Genomic DNA, 13,760 nt, shown 5'->3' with positions numbered 1-13,760 from the left:
CTTCACCAGGCCTCTACTGCTTAGCCCAAAGCAACAGCGCCGGCCATGTGGCCAGCGCTGTTGCTTTGGGCTAAGTATTACACTACGCTACGCCTCTAAGCGGCTGATGCACACTTCCAAGCTGTCGCGCCAGTGCGGGATAGATACGCCTAGCTGCGTTTTAGCTTTTGACTTGTCCATTACGGAGTACGCTGGGCGGGTAGCCTTAGTGGGGTACTCAGCGGTGCGGATGGGCAGCGTTCGGACGGTAGTATTGCTCAGCTCAAAAATGGCCTTGGCGAAGTCATACCACGAGGTCAGGCCCTCGTTGCTGTAGTGATAGATGCCGTACTGCTGGTTCTGGGTTTCAGTGATGGTAAGAATGCAGTCTGCCAGGTCAATGGCGTAGGTGGGTGTGCCTACCTGGTCCCAGATAACCTTCATCTCGTCCCGCTCGCGGCCATACTTGAGCATGGTTTTCACGAAGTTGTTGGCATACTCAGAATAAAGCCAGCTGGTGCGCAGGATGAAGAACTGCTCTGTGTATTCTGAAATGACCTGCTCGCCCTCCAGTTTTGTGAGGCCGTATACACTGATAGGCTCAGCCTCATCAGTCTCCGTCAGGGGCTCGTTGCCGGTGCCGGCAAACACGAAATCAGTGGAAATCTGGATGAGCGTGGTGCCAAACTCTCCGCACAGCTTGCTGAGGTTGGCCACCCCATCACGGTTGATTTGGCGGGCTAGCTCAACTTCATCTTCCGCTTTATCAACGGCGGTATAGGCAGCGCAATTGATGCAATACGCGGGTTGGTGTTCAGCAAAAGCCGCTTGGAGCACCTCCGGCTTCAAAATGTTGGCCTGCTCTTCCGGCAGAAATACAATATCGGTAATGCCTTTTTCCTTTGCTACGTGCTGCAGGCACTGCCCCAACTGACCAGATGCACCAAAAACGATTATTTTACTCATACTGCGAAGAGATGTAAGGTATGCGTTGGGTTTAAGCCAACGGCGCAGGCGACTATACGCATAACACGGCCACCTGCTGTAGTTGCGGCCGCAATTTAGGGTTTTCGCTTATCGTCCAACCACCAAAATCCCTCTCTCGCTGTTATGCTTGTGGTTGGCCTTCTTCTAGGCCAGTGCCCTGGGTTACGTAAACTCCTCCCTGCTGTAGCCCGCTTCTGCCTACTGCAGCTACTTGCCCAGAGCCGATTGGCCGCCGGGTGGGCGTTTATTTTTGATGGGCTCGAAGCGTTGCTCCCGGGGCTGCTTTTCGCTGAGGTAACGCCAGTAGCGCAAAGGCATGTGGCGGCGGTGCAGCTTCATGTTCTTGCGCTCCGGAATATTTACGTGGTCGAAGTAGGACTGCCAGAGCAGCTTGAATAAGGGCTCCCGCTCATCGAGCACAGTGGCGGAAATATCGGTGTTGCGCTGGGGCGCGGTGGTTTCAAACTCTACCACATCAGTGCGCGTGAGGTCGTAGTAGAGGCCGTAGCGGCGGCGTTTGTCAAATATCAGCCAGCGCTGGTCGGCGTAGCGCTTAGTGAAATGGGGAGCAATGAGCGGCAGCACGTCAAAGTCGGGCTCGATGGTGGCGTGAAACAGCTCGTCGCTGGTTTTCTCAAAGCGCACAAAAGCCTCCATACGGTGCTTCTCACGGTACATCTGCTGGGCAATGTGGGCTACGCGGCGCACATTCTCATCAGTATAATTGTCGGAGATGTCGCGGCCGGTGCGCATGGCTAAGTCAGCGTAGCGGAAAACAAGTAGCTCCCGATCAGGCTGTTCACTCAGGAACACATGAAATAGGCGGGTGCGAGCCTCCTGGTCCATGTGCCGCAACAGGCCCTCCCAGACTCGGGCGGCGGTAGCTTCATCCGTTTCAATCTCCACGGGCTGTGCGAAGAGGCCACCCTGCACCGTGCCCAGTGGCTGAATGGTGTTGGGCGCTGCTTTGCGGTCGTAAATGGCAAACAGCACTGAAAGCAGCCCTTCAAACGAGCCATCGTACACGTAATCTAGCGGCGGGTTGCTGAGGGCCGCAACCCGGGCACGGGTACTGGCACCTCCAGTGGCAACAGGAGCCGAAGTGCTAGAACGACGGGGTGGCGTGAGGGAACGGCTCATAGAGGATAAATCAGGAAAGTGAGGAAGCAGGCTCCGCCGCCAGAAAGTCAAGCAAGAGTTTATTCACGGCAGTGGGCTCTTCCTGGTGCAGCCAGTGAGTGGCCTTGTCAAAGTACATCAGCTCGGCATTGTCGCACTGGCCTACGCTTAGCTCCGCCAGCTTGGGTTCCAGAAAAGCATCTTGGCGGCCCCACAGAATGCGGACTGGAATGGCAATGCGCCTTACCTGGCCTACGCGCCGGGCCTTTCGGAAAGCCGCTCGGTACCAATTAATCATGCCAGTAAGAGCCCCGGGCCGGGCCCAGGCTGCCACGTACTGCTTAAGGTCTTCGCGGGTGAAGGTGTTAATGCGGCTGGTGCCCCGCAGGGCCCGGCGCCCAAACTGAAACTGGCGCCGCCGAAACAGCTGCTCAGGTAACCAAGGCAGCTGAAAAAAGAAAATATACCAGCTCTTAGCCAGTTGACGGGGTGTGTGGCGCAGTGCCTGGCCTAGCACCGCTGGGTGCGGCACGTTCAGGATAGCCACGCGTTTTAGTCGCTCCGGGTGATGCCCCGCCAGCCACCACGTTACGGCCGCCCCCCAGTCATGCCCGACCACAAAAGCTTGCTGCTCGCCGGCGGCATCAAGCAAACCCAAAACATCAGCTCCTAGCTGCTCTATCTGGTAGTCGTGCACCCGCGGGGGTTTGTCGGAGAGGTTGTAGCCGCGCTGGTCGGGGACCCACACGCGGTAGCCCGCGGCAGCCAGCGCCTCTATCTGGTGGCGCCAGCCATACCAAAACTCCGGAAAGCCGTGCAGCAAAACTACCAGGGGCCCCTCTGCCGGGCCGCACTGCACCACATGCAGGGAAATGCCATTGGTGCGGACGAAGGTATACTCAAGTTCATAAGTCACCCTCTCTCCTACCACTTCCCCGGAACGGAGGTTGCCCGCCACGGGCAGTTTCTAGGCTGCCTCTGAGCGCTGGCCCCGCTTGGCGGCATGCGCCCGGGCAGCTTCCTGGTGCAATTGCTGCACTATCGGGAGTAAATCAGCAAGCTTACAGCAGCAGGCAATCCGGGCTACTTTCATAGGTTTAGCGGCTTCAGCAGTGGCGGCCGACGCGTCGGCGGCGCGATGAGAGATAGTCATGGTGTTAGTGGTTGAGGATGGCTACTAGGTTGGTGGTATGGTTGTATAAGGTTGGGATACTGTTTAATATGTAGCCATCTGCAGCTAGGCGGCGCTGCTGCCACCTCCTTCTGTAGCTCACCGCTCAGTAGGTCAGCTGGCTTGGGCAAACAGATCTAGCTGCTGCGTAACCAGCGCTGAGCGTACTGAGCCGGCTCCAAACAGAATCTGGCGACGGATAGTCTGCTCATCGTAGTCGCGCTTTTCCAGGGCCTGACCGCGGCACGTAATAAAATAGCGGGCACGCTTGAGTACCACGCCAAATTTCTGCAGGTGGTCGAGGGTGATTGGGGCAAACCGGCGAGCGGCTACAATGCGCTTGGCAGAACGGGCACCCACCCCCGGAATGCGCAGAATCATCTCGTAGTCGGCGGTATTAATATCTACCGGGAACACGTGGCGGTTGCGTAGGGCCCAGGCCAGCTTGGGGTCTACCTCCAGGTCGAGGAAAGGATGCTCAGGGTCCAGAATTTCATCGGCCTGGAAGCCGTAGAAGCGCATGAGCCAATCGGTCTGGTAGAGGCGGTGCTCCCTAATAAGGGGCGGCTGCGTGAGCTGGGGCAGGCGGGCATCGTCGGTCACGGGGATGTAGCCTGAGTAGTACACTCGCTTCAATCCATAGCCTTTGTACAGCGAGTCAGTGAGCTGAATGATCTGGTGGTCATTCTCGGCGGAGGCCCCTACAATAAGCTGAGTGCTCTGGCCAGCCGTGGCAAACTGGGGCACCTTCTTAAACAAGGCCTTTTCCTCCTTATTCTGCTGAATGCCGTCGCGGATCTGCGCCATGGGCGTCAGAATTTCCTGGTAGTTCTTCTCAGGAGCCAGTGCCGTGAGGCTCATCTCCGAAGGCAGCTCAATATTCACGCTCAGGCGGTCGGCGTACAAGCCGGCTTCCTGAATCAACTCCTCCGAAGCACCCGGAATGGCTTTCACGTGAATGTAGCCATTGAAATTATGCTCGGTGCGCAGCTTCTTAATGATGCGCACGAGGCGCTCCATCGTATAATCGGGCGAGGAGAAAATGCCACTGCTCAGGAACAACCCCTCAATGTAGTTGCGGCGGTAGAAGTTCATGGTCAGGTCCACCACTTCCTCCACGGTAAAGGCGGCGCGCTTTACATCGTTGCTCTTTCTTGACACGCAGTAGGCGCAATCGAAAATACAGTGATTGGTGAGCAGGATTTTCAGCAGGCTCACGCAACGACCGTCCTCGGTATAGCTGTGGCAGATGCCCATGCCTTCAGCATTGCCCAGGCCCTTGTTCTCGTTTTTGCGCTTTCCGCCGCTGCTAGAGCACGATACATCGTACTTCGCGGCATCTGCCAAAATACTTAGCTTTTCCTGGATACGCTCGTTCATACGGGGCGGTTTGTCGGCTTAAAAATAGCAGCTTGCGCCGAATTGCGCAATATATCTTAAGACTAATTTCATTAGAAATGTTCCCGCAAAGGCAGTCTTTCTCTCCTGACTGGCGAGTAATTTTTAGTAACCTGAAAGCAAGTAGCCGCCACAGGAAATCAAGCATGAAAGCGGGTTAAGCTGTACCTTGCAAGAGGGTAGCTGCGAGCTATTATTGCGCTATGAAGTATCTGGTTTGCTTAGGGTTCTTGTGGTGGCTGACGGGCCTGGGCCTGTGCGCGCCCGCCGTAGCCCAAAGCGCCCCTGCCGCTGCCCCCGCCGATACCATTACCCGCCCGGCCGCCCGGCGTGATTCCCTGCGCCGCCGCTTCGATGAGGAGCGTATGCTTAACAGCCTCAAGGCCTACAGCAAGCGCAAAACCATTGCGGGTAAGGTTACCTCGGCCCTGTTCAACTTCACGGAGCGCCGCGAAGACAAGGCTGGTCTGGATGCCGTACTGCTAGACCGCCAGTTTGATCAGCACAACTACAAAATTGTGCGGAGCATCAATATTCGCACGCTTGATGCCTTTGGCTTCAGCATTTCTGACTCTACGCGCATTCCGCGCAACATCCTAGAGAAAACCGGCAACACGTTTCACATCAAAACCACCCGCTCGCGCATCCGGCAGGTGTTGTTGTTTCGGGTGGGCGATGAGCTGGAGCCGCAGGATTTGTCGGAATCGGAACGTTTGCTGCGCCAGACCTCGGAGATTCTGGATGCGCGCGTATTTGTGAATGAGCGCACCGCTACCGCCGACAGCGTAGATATTCAGGTTATTACCAAGGACGTGTTCAGCATCAGCGGCTCATTTCAGCTGCGCGATGTGGGGGCCGGCGGCATTGGCCTCCGCGACATTAACTTCCTGGGCCAGGGCCACCAGATCCGGAACCGGCTCGACTACGGCCGCACCGATACGGGCCCCGGCGCCCAGAGCTGGCGCTACATCGGCAGTTACCTGGTGCCCTTTCGGAACTTTATTTATGGGCAGGCCCTCTACCGCAACGAAACCCGCAACGAAGAAACTACCCTGCGCTTCAGCCGCGACTTTTACTCGGTTAATACCCGCTACGCCGGTTCCATCAGCTACCAGCGCCGAAACGGCATTGTGGCCACGGCCGGCGACGGCTCCGACGAAGACCCGTACATCTTCCAGGCGCAGCGTTACAACGTGCAGGATGCCTGGCTGGGCCGGTCTTTTCACTTGCGCAGTTATGACTTGGGCTACGAGAACCCCGGGCGCCTTATTGTGTCGGCGCGCAACATCCGCACCAGCTTCGACCGGCGCGCCTACCCCAACGACTATAATTCCAACCTGACCTTAGGCACCATTGGCTACAGTGTGCGCCGCTACTATAAGGATAAGTACTTGTTTGGCTTTGGGCGCACTGAGGACATCCCGACGGGCACGCTGGCCAGCCTTACCACGGGCTACGAGTTTAATGAGCGCAGCAACCGCCGCTACTACGGTGCCCGACTGGCCTACGCCCGCTACAGCCCACAACACGGCTACTTGTATGTAAACGGCGAGGTAGGCAGCTACCAGCGCGTGTACGACCAGGATTGGCAGCAGGGCTCCGTGGGGCTGGAGTTGCTGTACTTCACGCGTCTCTACCACACGGGCAACTACCAGTGGCGCCATTTCTTCTGGACGCGCAACATCATTGGGCTTAACCGCCAGCTCGGTGAGCGGCCGCTGAGTATTGAGGGCGAGCATGGCCTACGGGGCTTCCGGCCCGGCGAGCTATTGCTGGGCACCAGCCGGGTAGTCGTCAACTACGAAACCACCATGTACACGCCAGTGTCGTTTCTGGGGTTCCGGATGGCGGCCATTGCCTTTGCCGACGTGGCGTGGCTGAACGCAAAAGACCCCGAGCGCCCCTTGCCTCTCTACGACTCGCCCTACACGGGCTTCGGTATTGGCCTTCGCTTCCGGAATGAATACGCCGCCCTGCGCACCCTGCAAATTTCCTTCGGTTTTTACCCGCGCGGCATGAGCACGCCCAACGGCATTCGCATCTTCGAGAACTCGCGGCCGTACTATGACTTCAGCGACTTCAGCTTCGGCCAGCCGGGTGCGGTGCGCTACCAGTAGGGTGCTAGCTGCTGGGTGGCAGCGGGGCGTGTAGGCCACTCCTTACGCAGGCTGTATTCCTCATTTTCAAAAGTACCTTTGCCCAACGGCTCAGGGCGCAAGCAGCACTCCTGAGCCGCCCAGCAATAACCGGAACCCTATGAATCTTGGTGATTTCAACGAACTGGAAGTAGCCCGCGAGGTCGACTTCGGCATGTACCTTACTTCTGACGACGGCGACCTGCTGATACCGCGCAAGTATATTCCGGAGGGCACCCAGATTGGCGACGTGCTGCGCGTATTTGTGTACCGCGACTCCGAAGACCGCCTTATTGCCACCACCCTGGAGCCGTACGCCCGCGTAGGCCAGTTCGCAACGCTCACCGTTCGAGACGTAACCTCCACCGGTGCTTTCCTCGACTGGGGTCTGGAAAAGGACTTGCTGCTGCCCTACAGCAACCTGCGCCGTAACCTGCGCCCCGGTGAGCGTGCCACGGTGTTTGTGTACCTCGATGATACCTCCGACCGCATTGTGGCCTCTGCCAAATGGGAATGGTTTCTGAGCGATGCTCCCTACCCCGGGAAAGAAGGCGATACCGCCGACCTGTTTGTAGCCGAGGAAACTGATTTAGGCTACAAAGTTATTGTGGATGGCACCCACCAGGGCCTACTCTACCACAATGAAGTGTTTAAACCCCTGCGCCTCGGCGACGTGCACACCGGCTACGTCCGCCACATCCGCCCCGATGGCAAGCTCGACCTGAGCCTGCAGCGCCTCGGCTACGATGAGGCCCTGGCCGCCGCCGACACCCTACTGGAAGCTCTGCGCCAGGCTGGGGGCACTCTTCCCCTGGGAGATAAAAGCGAACCGGAAGACATTTACCGCCGCTTAGGCATGAGCAAAAAAGTATTTAAGAAGGCCCTTGGCACCCTGTATAAGCGCGGAGAAGTGCAGCTAGAGCCCGAGCAGACGCGACTAGTGGCCGGAAAGTAACAAGCCCGCTCTTTGCGCACTACCTACTACCGCTTACACACAACTGGCCTAGCTACGGCCGCTGTTGGTAAGCGGTAGTCGTTTTTAGATAGGCGGAGGTACTCATTGGGGGGGGCGGGCAACGGACGAGCCTTATTTGGTATCTGCCGCAGCAGTGGCGCACCGTTCATGAGCGGTTTACGTATCGGGTGGAGGCGCCGGCTCTTTTCTCTTTCCTATCACCGCCGTGCGCGGGTTACCATGCAGAAAACCGCACTTATTGCTGGCGCAAGTGGCCTGGTAGGCAGTCAGCTGCTCCCCTTGCTTTTGGCGTCTGACCGTTACTCGCGGGTAATTGCTGTTGGTCGCCGCCCCTTGCCGCTGGTACATCCCAAGCTAGAACAGCGCATCTTTGATCTGGAGCAACTGGAGCAACACCGGCTGCAGCTCATTGCCGATGACGTGTACTGCTGCCTGGGCACTACATTGCGGCAGGCGGGCAGTAGAGAGGCTTTTTACAAGGTTGATTTCTTATACGTGGTGAAGCTGGCGGCCCTCACGGCAGGTAATTTTGCCGCGCAGTTTTTGCTTATCTCTGCCATGGGGGCCGATGCCAGCTCGCGGTTTTACTATAACCGGGTGAAAGGCGAAATGGAGGACACCGTGCGTGAGGCTCCCTTCCGGGCCATTCATATTTTCCGGCCCTCCCTGCTCCTGGGCCAGCGCCTCGAAAAACGGCTGGGCGAGCAAATTGGGAGCGTTTTACTACGGGCGCTCCGCCCCCTGCTGGTGGGCCCCTTGCGTGCCTACCGCGCTATCGGGGCCGATACGGTGGCCCGGGCCATGCTGCACGCCGCCGAAGATGAGGGCGGCGGCATACGGGTTCATTCCTCTGAGGCTATTGCAAAAGCAGGCAGCCAATAAGCGCGGTAAGACGGTAAAGTTCGAAGCCAACTTGTACTTTTGCCAGACTTTCACCATTCCACTCTATTTACGCATGAAGCGCCTGGTTTTAATTTCGTTGTTCTTGGGCCTGCTGGGGTGTGTTGAAGGAGCATACGCGCAGAGCAAGAAAAAAAGCAGTGGCGGGGGCGCCGGCTACACTACCGGCATAGGCCTACGCGGCGGCGGGTGGTCATCGGGCCTTTCCGTTAAGCACTTCTTAAGCGGCAAAAACAATGTAGCCTTCGAGGGCCTACTTACCCGCGAGTACGCAGCCCGTGGCGGCCGCCTCACGCTCATGCTGGAGAAGCACTTGCCAGTATATGATTTCAAGGGCCTGCAGTTCTACTATGGCGCCGGGGCGCACGTTGGCTCTTACCGGGGCCGCTACTACTTCACTGACGAGCGTTTTCGGCGCGGCAAGAAGTACGATTACTATTACATCTACCGGAACGACGATACCAACTACCTGGTAGGCGGTGCTGATCTTATCCTGGGCCTGGAGTATAAAATGGAAGACCTGCCCTTCGTTATCGGCGTCGATTACAAGCCCTTCTTCGAGGTATTTGACGGCTACACTGGTTTCTATAATGATGCCGCAGTAAACCTGCGCTTCGTGTTCTAGGCCACTCCGCAGTTTTCTTTACCAGCAAAAAAGCCCTTCCGCTAGCGCAGAAGGGCTTTTTTGCTGGCATGCTTATCGTTTATCTTACCCGGTACGAGCGGTGCGGGCGTACGTTATAGCTGTTGTAGTAGGGGCGCTGAGCCGGTACCACCCCATGCCGGCGCGGTTGCACTACCACGGGCCGACGCGGCTCAACTACTACCACCCGGGCCGGGCGTGGGCGGTAATAGGGCCGGGCTCTGTAGGGGTAGCCATAGCTATAATAAGGGTATGGAGCTGGGGCGGGGCTCACTACCACGCCGCCCGGCTGGGCCGTAGCCACGCACCCCGTGAGAGTAGCGGCAGAGAGTAGGAGAGCCAGGAAGAAAGCAGGAAATTTCAAGTGGTTTTTCATAGGTCAGGAGAGCCACCTATTGTGTGGCTGGTTACTTGTTAGACGGCTAAAAAGCCCAAGGGTTTAATCCTACTGCCAAGCTTCACCGCTTGACTGCCTTCTAGTTATAGCACCACCAGTACTCTTGCTCCGTTTAGGCCGCGCAGGCAACGCTCTGCCATACATGCCCTGTACCACCAGCTATAAGCCACAGGGGCCAGATGGTTTTTATTAAGTTATGGGCGCCCAGCAACCGGCTGCCTATCTACATTCACTGCTTGATAGTGCAACCCAATAAAGCCGTTTAGAAAGCAAAAAGCCGAGGCCTACCCTGTGGTACACCTCGGCTTTTACACTTGTAAGCTACCTATTAAGGGGCGTTACTTCTTCTTGCTGCTGTACTCAGCATTCAGGTGCTTGAGTACGGGGGTAGTTATGTCCAGGTCTTTGCGGCCGTAGGCAATGGTACCGCTGGGGGCCGCAATCAGAATGAGGCGGTAGCCGTTCTGCTTGCCATATACTTCTACTTGCTTATTGATGCGCTCCAGCACTTGCTGGGTCATCTTGGCTTCTTCCTCCTGTGCCTGGCGCTGCAGCTTTTCCTGCTCCTGTGCTACCTGCGCCTGGCGGCCCTGCAGCTGCTGTTCCGTGTTGGCGCGCTGCTCGGCAGTCATGCCAGCGGCCTGCTGCTGGTATTTCTGCACGGCACTCTGGAAGCCCTGTACCAGCGTTTGGTTCTGAGCCTCCCAGCGTTTAGCCTTGGCTTCAAAGCTGCGGCGGGCATCTTTCATGCCTTGGTAACCATCCAGCAGTTTCCCTGACTCTACGTAGGCCACTTTGTCGGTGTCGGCTACGGCAGTGAGGGCAGCGGGCTCTTCCGTTACAACGGCAGCCGCCGTAGTATCATCCGTTTTTACAGCGGCTACCGGCTGGCGGGCAGGGGCAGCCGCCGGCTTGTTGGCAAAGTGCAGGTAAAATAAAACGGCGACTGCCAGAAACAGTATCGCGTTAAGTACTAGTTGAAGCGAGTTTTTCATTCGATGAATAAGAGAGAAAGAAAGCTGCTCAGGGAGCAACGCCGGTCAAAGAAACGAAAAAAGCCCCGCTGATTATACTAGGCTACCGCACCACGGTAAACTCAGCCCGCCGTTTATACCACGTCCTCGTCGGTATCATCTATCTCTAATGGAGTGTTGGGCTTTTCCTCGTAGGGGGCTGCCAGGTCGGCTCGACTTGGGGAGAGGTCCGTTCGGCCCACGTGCACGAGGGCATCGCCTTGATTTACCACGGGCATATGGTTCAGGCCAATAATGTACCCCGCCACCGGCGACTCTAACCGCACGGAGTGTTCCCCGTAGGGGTCGGCCACCGAACCGTATACCTGGCCTTTCTCAATGTAGTCGCCCAGGTGCACGTCGCTGCGGAAAAGGCCCGCGTACCGGGCCCGCAGCCAGGTAGAGCGCATACATACCACCCCGGCAGCGGCAGGTGGGGCAGCGGCGGCCACCATACCCAAGTGGTGCAGCACCCGAAAGGTACCCGCAATGGCCAGCTCAATTCCGGGCTCATCTAAGCGCAACGACTCCCCCGTTTCATACACAATGATGCGGCGCCCTTCCTGCATGGCGGTTTCGCGCAGGGAGCCGGGGCGTAACGGGGCGTGCAACGTAAAAGGGGCCGCAAAAGCTGCCGCCAGGGCGTCGGTTTCCTCATCCTGATGTAGCAGGCAGCGCACCTGCGGAATGTTGGCCCGCGCCGCGCCTCCCGTATGAAAATCAATGCCGTAATCAATCAGGGGCATGATTTCACGCATAAAGCGGTGAGCTACGCGGCTGGCCAGCGAACCGCGCGGGTTACCCGGGAACGAGCGGTTTACATCTTTGCCATCGGGCACCTCCCTCGAGAAGTTCAGAAAGCCATAAATGTTAAGAATAGGAATAGCGATAATGGTGCCGCACAGAGGCCGGAGCAAATCGCGGCGGATCATGCGCCGGATGGTTTCAATGCCATTTACTTCATCGCCGTGCATGCCCGCCAGCAGCAACACCGTGGGGCCAGGCTTTGTGGAGCGAAATACGTGCACCGGAATATCAATCACCGTACCCGATGGCAACCGGGAAATCACCAGCCGAGTTAAGACCCGTTGCCCTGGCTTAATAACTAAATTATTGAGCAGTAAATCAGCGGGGGCAGCGGTGGGGTCAGTAAGCAAGGCGGTAGAATAGTAGCAGTGGCACTACAGTTCAACCAATCAGGCAGGTACACCCAAGCTGAACCGTTAAGTAAAGAGCACGCCCTGCGTCAATTATCGTTCCAACCGAATATAGAGCCAGGCCAGTACTACAGTATACGGAGGTTGTTGGCCTCTGTCTGATCATACTAGAGCAGGTCATCCGTAAGAGCACAAACCCTCGGCTTGCCCACTCTTACGGATGACCTGCTGTGATGCCAGGAAGTACCCGGAAAGTTTCTGTACTGGCCTAGCCGCGCTACTTAGTCTGGTTGGGTGTCGGGCAGCGCTTCAGAGTTGGTGGCTTTCACAGCCTTCGGCTTGGCTTTCTTCTTTTGGGTGAGTTGCTCCGTGTACTCAATGATTTTGCCAGCAATATCAAGGCCCGTAGATTTCTCAATACCTTCTAGGCCAGGCGAGGAATTAACCTCTAGCACCAATGGCCCACGCTTGCTTTGCAGCATATCTACGCCCGCAATGCCCAGGCCTAGCGCTTTGGTAGCGAGCAGGGCAGCAGCCTTCTCGGCGCGGGAAAGCTTCACCAAGGTACCAGAACCGCCCCGGTGCAGGTTAGAGCGGAACTCGCCCTCCTTGCCCTGGCGCTTCATGGCACCTACTACTTCGCCGTTTACTACAAAAGCACGTAAGTCGGCACCCTTGCTCTCCGCAATAAACTCCTGCACAATAATGCGGGCCTTCAGGTTATGGAAAGCCTCAATAACAGACTGCGCAGCCTTAGCCGATTCGGCTAGTACCACGCCCAGGCCCTGGGTGCCCTCCAAGAGCTTGATGATTACCGGCGCGCCGCCCACCTGCTGAATCATGGCGGGTACCTCGTCGGAGTAATTGGTGAAGGCGGTTTTGGGCATGCCCACGCCGGCCCGGCTCAAAATCTGCATAGAGCGGAGCTTATCGCGGCTGCGCACTATGGCCTGGCTTTCTACGGCCGTACGCACCTTCATCATCTCAAACTGCCGCACTACGGCGCAGCCGTAGAACGTTACGGAGGCGCCAATGCGAGGAATTATAGCGTCAAAGCCTTCGAGCTTCTTGCCTTCATATATGATACCGGGCTGGCCTTTCTCCAGAACCAGGTTGCAGTGCAGATGGTCCAAGACTACTGCCTCGTGGCCGCGTTGGGTAGCGGCTTCCACGAGGCGCGTCGTCGAGTATAGCTTCGGCTCACGCGAGAGAATCGCTAGTTTCATTGGATAGGATGCTTGGAAGAGGATAGTAGAGCAGAAGCGCGCCACAAAGATACAGGCGGGCTGCAAGCGGCGCGGCACTTAGCCAGCCGCCAGCTGACTTTTATACGAGAGATTGAGCCGGGCCACGTCTACCACCACCCGAGCCTGGCGTAGCAATACCCGCCCAATCAGTACGGGATACTTCATGTCGGAGCGGTCAGAAAGCGAGAACTCAGTGTTGTAATCCTGCCCAAACAGCCGGATGGTAGCCTGAATTACGTACCGTCTTTGCATCTCGCCGTTTGAGCTCCGGATGTCGCGCAACGAGAACTCGGCGAATTTCATGGGCTTGCCATCAAAATCCGGGTGGGAGGTATCGAGCAGTTGCACGTGCAGGTAACGCTGACCGTCCGGCTGGGTTTCAACCCGAATGTTGGAACAGTGAATAGCGCCGGTGTAGGCACCGGTATCCACTTTAGCTTCTACTCCCCACAGCTGAAAGGCCGGAAAATCTACCAGCTCCCGCCGCCCCACTATCCGTTTTGGCTCACGCTGCTTTTTCATGAGCGGCAAGTAAAGGGGAATTTGTGATTTAGTGCGTACGTGAGCCGTAGTGAAATGGTGAGATTATGAATTTGTGGAGTGGCCTAGCACCCATGCCAGGAGGCTGAGTCACTCCC

General features: G+C 57.2%; 14 protein-coding genes. 4 read left to right on the top strand and 10 right to left on the bottom strand.

Annotated elements, in window-relative coordinates; translation table 11 throughout:
• Window positions 1–87 precede the first annotated feature (87 nt).
• The 5 genes from rfbD to HMJ29_RS10880 form a co-directional block, all read right to left on the bottom strand.
• Window positions 88–945, bottom strand: coding sequence for a dTDP-4-dehydrorhamnose reductase (rfbD, locus tag HMJ29_RS10900; RefSeq protein ID WP_171591509.1), 858 nt, complete (start codon window positions 943–945; stop codon window positions 88–90).
• Window positions 946–1,173: 228 nt separating this feature from the next.
• Entirely contained in the window at window positions 1,174–2,106 is a 933-nt protein-coding gene (locus HMJ29_RS10895; protein ID WP_171591508.1) for a TIGR03915 family putative DNA repair protein, read from the bottom strand.
• A gap of 10 nt (window positions 2,107–2,116) precedes the next feature.
• Window positions 2,117–3,001 carry an alpha/beta fold hydrolase gene (locus HMJ29_RS10890; protein WP_171591507.1) on the bottom strand — a complete coding sequence of 295 codons (885 nt, stop codon included), beginning with the start codon at window positions 2,999–3,001 and terminating at the stop codon, window positions 2,117–2,119.
• A gap of 51 nt (window positions 3,002–3,052) precedes the next feature.
• On the bottom strand, window positions 3,053–3,238 hold the full coding sequence (locus tag HMJ29_RS10885; RefSeq protein WP_171591506.1) for a hypothetical protein: 186 nt from the start codon (window positions 3,236–3,238) through the stop codon (window positions 3,053–3,055).
• Window positions 3,239–3,370: 132 nt separating this feature from the next.
• Window positions 3,371–4,636 carry a putative DNA modification/repair radical SAM protein gene (locus HMJ29_RS10880; protein ID WP_171591505.1) on the bottom strand — a complete coding sequence of 422 codons (1,266 nt, stop codon included), beginning with the start codon at window positions 4,634–4,636 and terminating at the stop codon, window positions 3,371–3,373.
• Window positions 4,637–4,857: 221 nt separating this feature from the next.
• Here HMJ29_RS10880 and HMJ29_RS10875 point away from each other — a divergent pair, with 221 nt between their 5' ends.
• The 4 genes from HMJ29_RS10875 (at window position 4,858) to HMJ29_RS10860 (ending at window position 9,290) form a co-directional block, all read left to right on the top strand.
• Window positions 4,858–6,771 carry a BamA/TamA family outer membrane protein gene (locus tag HMJ29_RS10875; protein WP_171591504.1) on the top strand — a complete coding sequence of 638 codons (1,914 nt, stop codon included), beginning with the start codon at window positions 4,858–4,860 and terminating at the stop codon, window positions 6,769–6,771.
• 139 nt (window positions 6,772–6,910) lie between these two features.
• Window positions 6,911–7,744, top strand: coding sequence for a CvfB family protein (locus HMJ29_RS10870; protein ID WP_171591503.1), 834 nt, complete (start codon window positions 6,911–6,913; stop codon window positions 7,742–7,744).
• A gap of 240 nt (window positions 7,745–7,984) precedes the next feature.
• On the top strand, window positions 7,985–8,647 hold the full coding sequence (locus HMJ29_RS10865; RefSeq protein ID WP_171591502.1) for an NAD-dependent epimerase/dehydratase family protein: 663 nt from the start codon (window positions 7,985–7,987) through the stop codon (window positions 8,645–8,647).
• Window positions 8,648–8,720: 73 nt separating this feature from the next.
• Window positions 8,721–9,290, top strand: coding sequence for a hypothetical protein (locus tag HMJ29_RS10860; RefSeq protein WP_171591501.1), 570 nt, complete (start codon window positions 8,721–8,723; stop codon window positions 9,288–9,290).
• 79 nt (window positions 9,291–9,369) lie between these two features.
• Here HMJ29_RS10860 and HMJ29_RS10855 read toward each other — a convergent pair whose 3' ends face one another.
• From HMJ29_RS10855 to HMJ29_RS10835, 5 genes are all read right to left on the bottom strand, one after another.
• Entirely contained in the window at window positions 9,370–9,684 is a 315-nt protein-coding gene (locus HMJ29_RS10855) for a hypothetical protein (RefSeq protein WP_171591500.1), read from the bottom strand.
• Between the two features lie 359 nt (window positions 9,685–10,043).
• Window positions 10,044–10,700, bottom strand: coding sequence for an OmpH/Skp family outer membrane protein (locus HMJ29_RS10850; protein ID WP_171591499.1), 657 nt, complete (start codon window positions 10,698–10,700; stop codon window positions 10,044–10,046).
• A gap of 113 nt (window positions 10,701–10,813) precedes the next feature.
• A complete protein-coding gene (locus tag HMJ29_RS10845; protein WP_244678662.1) occupies window positions 10,814–11,875 on the bottom strand; it encodes a succinylglutamate desuccinylase/aspartoacylase family protein in 1,062 nt (353 codons plus the stop codon).
• Between the two features lie 281 nt (window positions 11,876–12,156).
• On the bottom strand, window positions 12,157–13,101 hold the full coding sequence (rimK, locus tag HMJ29_RS10840) for a 30S ribosomal protein S6--L-glutamate ligase (protein ID WP_171591498.1): 945 nt from the start codon (window positions 13,099–13,101) through the stop codon (window positions 12,157–12,159).
• A 78-nt stretch (window positions 13,102–13,179) separates the two neighbouring features.
• Entirely contained in the window at window positions 13,180–13,644 is a 465-nt protein-coding gene (locus tag HMJ29_RS10835) for an ATP-dependent zinc protease family protein (RefSeq protein ID WP_171591497.1), read from the bottom strand.
• Window positions 13,645–13,760: the final 116 nt, after the last annotated feature.

This window comes from Hymenobacter taeanensis (genome assembly GCF_013137895.1).
In the GTDB taxonomy this organism is placed as follows: domain Bacteria; phylum Bacteroidota; class Bacteroidia; order Cytophagales; family Hymenobacteraceae; genus Hymenobacter; species Hymenobacter taeanensis.
The sequence above is the reverse complement of the archived record's forward strand: the minus strand, read 5'-3'. Positions and strand labels throughout refer to the sequence as shown.

Bases quoted from the DNA above. Each gene is read 5' to 3' on its own strand.
- rfbD (WP_171591509.1), bottom strand. From the start codon at position 945: ATGAGTAAAATAATCGTTTTTGGTGCATCTGGTCAGTTGGGGCAGTGC.
- HMJ29_RS10895 (WP_171591508.1), bottom strand. From the start codon at position 2,106: ATGAGCCGTTCCCTCACGCCACCCCGTCGTTCTAGCACTTCGGCTCCT.
- HMJ29_RS10885 (WP_171591506.1), bottom strand. From the start codon at position 3,238: ATGACTATCTCTCATCGCGCCGCCGACGCGTCGGCCGCCACTGCTGAA.
- HMJ29_RS10880 (WP_171591505.1), bottom strand. From the start codon at position 4,636: ATGAACGAGCGTATCCAGGAAAAGCTAAGTATTTTGGCAGATGCCGCG.
- HMJ29_RS10875 (WP_171591504.1), top strand. From the start codon at position 4,858: ATGAAGTATCTGGTTTGCTTAGGGTTCTTGTGGTGGCTGACGGGCCTG.
- HMJ29_RS10870 (WP_171591503.1), top strand. From the start codon at position 6,911: ATGAATCTTGGTGATTTCAACGAACTGGAAGTAGCCCGCGAGGTCGAC.
- HMJ29_RS10865 (WP_171591502.1), top strand. From the start codon at position 7,985: ATGCAGAAAACCGCACTTATTGCTGGCGCAAGTGGCCTGGTAGGCAGT.
- HMJ29_RS10860 (WP_171591501.1), top strand. From the start codon at position 8,721: ATGAAGCGCCTGGTTTTAATTTCGTTGTTCTTGGGCCTGCTGGGGTGT.
- HMJ29_RS10855 (WP_171591500.1), bottom strand. From the start codon at position 9,684: ATGAAAAACCACTTGAAATTTCCTGCTTTCTTCCTGGCTCTCCTACTC.
- HMJ29_RS10850 (WP_171591499.1), bottom strand. From the start codon at position 10,700: ATGAAAAACTCGCTTCAACTAGTACTTAACGCGATACTGTTTCTGGCA.
- rimK (WP_171591498.1), bottom strand. From the start codon at position 13,101: ATGAAACTAGCGATTCTCTCGCGTGAGCCGAAGCTATACTCGACGACG.
- HMJ29_RS10835 (WP_171591497.1), bottom strand. From the start codon at position 13,644: ATGAAAAAGCAGCGTGAGCCAAAACGGATAGTGGGGCGGCGGGAGCTG.